Genomic DNA, 1,658 nt, shown 5'->3' on the forward strand with positions numbered 1-1,658 from the left:
GGTTGGAGTCATCGCCATCACCGTCTACCGCCACAACATTAAATGGTATGGTTAGGTCATTTGATCCAGTAGCGTGATTTAGAGGGCCAAGTAAAGTGAATGTGTATGACCCATCGTTACCAAGTGCAAGAGTAAAAATCGGAGTCCCACTTGTGGTCGCACCTTGGTAGGTGGTTGTGTTCGCAGCCCCAGTGACCTCAGTGATCGAAATCGCTTCATTGCCTGATGTCAGAGTAGTTTCTAGAGTGGCTACGTTACGCAGTTCGTAAACCTCTACTTGGTCTGCACCTTCTGTGGTCACAAACGAGCCTGTCGCTTGAGCCACAACAGAGCCTAAATCATCTTCATCAACAACAAACGTACTCGCAACTGTTGTATCCGTAATGACGGGTACATCATCAGTAATAGTCACCGTAAGAGGCTTAATTACTGAATCCGTATTGTCTTGGTCGACCGCAATAACTGGCAAGGTGAAGATTTGAACGTTATTACCTTGCACAGGCAGGTGATCTAACTCTTCTAACAATGTGAAGGTATATTGACCAAGCACCAAACTATCAAAAGTGATGGTGAAAATGTCCGTTTGGACACCACCGTTTTCTACGAAGCCAATATAATTGTCGCTGTTTAGAGGATCTTCTTTTAGCTTAACAACCAGACCATCCGATTTTAGGTCCCCAGTTGTGTTGAACTGCGCAGTATCAATACGGAAGTGGTTCACATCATCACTACCAGATGTAAACGTCATTGTTCCGGTTTGAGTGACCGTTATGCTCGGAGAGGTGCCATCAAGCAAGTTTGCTTCAGCCAAGGCGACTGGTGGTATGTTATCAATAACAGGTGGAGCACCATCTGAAATGGTAAGCGTAACGGTCGACGTGACTTCGTCACCATCTTTATCTTCAGACATGACCGTAATAGTCTTAACAATATCGCCCCCTGAATGATTGAGGTTGCGATTAGGTTCGAAACGGACATCACCTTCCAGAGTGATATACAGTTTACCTTCAGCAACAGGGAAAACCTGCTCTCCGGTTGTCCCCTGAACTAACGTGTACACGTTGTTATCGTAAGTAAACTGGGTAATCGTTGCCCCGTCGGCACTTTGGTTTGGCATTACATCGACAGTACCTGTCGTGACAACACCAGCGGCTAAATCAGCCACCGTTGGTTCCGTAATGCTCAGCGTTTGATTTTGCATGCCTTGAACATCATCGCTGACCGTCACTTTCAATGGCGACATCAATGAGTCGTCACCATCACGGTCGACCGCAAAGACAGGTAGTTCAAAGCTCAGGTCATTCTTCGCTTGGCCATCAGCATGATCTAATGCTTCAAGCAGAGTAAAGGTGTACTCACCCACCGTGCTAGTAGAAAAACTAATCGTAAAGACGGGAACCTCTGGGTTAGCTCCGTCTTTCACAAAGCCGATGTACGCTCCAGTCGTATTTGGATCAGCTTTAAGCTCAACGACCAACCCATTCGATTTAAGTGTGTCGTTCGGGTTGAATTGAGCAGGATCGATACGGAATTTGACTACATCATCACTTTGATTGGTGAACTGAATAGTCTCAGTTTGGCTAACAGGAGCATTGCTTGCTGCCGAGCCATCTGTAAGGTTGGATTCCGATAAAGAAACGCTTGGAATGGTGTTGATG

Annotated in this window: 1 pseudogene; it reads right to left on the bottom strand. The window is 46.1% G+C overall.

Annotated elements, in window-relative coordinates:
- Positions 1-1,658: pseudogene (locus AB4496_RS11340) on the bottom strand (hypothetical protein); the annotation flags it as partial.

The sequence above is a fragment of the Vibrio sp. 10N.222.46.A1 genome (assembly GCF_041473595.1).
GTDB lineage: Bacteria > Pseudomonadota > Gammaproteobacteria > Enterobacterales > Vibrionaceae > Vibrio > Vibrio tasmaniensis_A.